Annotated in this window: 1 pseudogene; it reads right to left on the bottom strand. The window is 73.3% G+C overall.

Going from position 1 to position 329, the window contains the following annotated elements:
- Positions 1-135, bottom strand: a pseudogene (locus tag MKL20_RS33215) (VWA domain-containing protein); the annotation flags it as partial.
- Positions 136-329 lie beyond the last annotated feature (194 nt).

Below are 329 nucleotides of genomic sequence, written 5' to 3' on the forward strand. Positions count from 1 at the left end.
CGCCGGATCGACCGCCCGCCCCCAATCGCCCAGCGGCGCCGCCCGCCAGGCGGCGCGGAGCGCCAGCAGGGCCACGACCGGGATCGCCAGGAACCACCAGGGGCGCAGGAACGCGAAGGAGTCGAGGGCGCTCATGCGGGCTGTCCTCCCGCACGCATCCTCATCCTGAGGTGCTGCGCAGCGGCCTCGAAGGAGGCCTCCAGGGATCGCGCGGACGGCTGGACAGCTCCTTCGAGGCCGCTGACGCGGGACCTCAGGATGAGGGCGTGGGTTGGGGAGGTGGTGTTCGGATGCCTCATACCCCCCTCCGGGTCGCCAGCAACGCCGCG

Origin of the sequence: Methylobacterium sp. E-066 (genome assembly GCF_022829635.1) — a bacterium.
Lineage (GTDB): Bacteria > Pseudomonadota > Alphaproteobacteria > Rhizobiales > Beijerinckiaceae > Methylobacterium.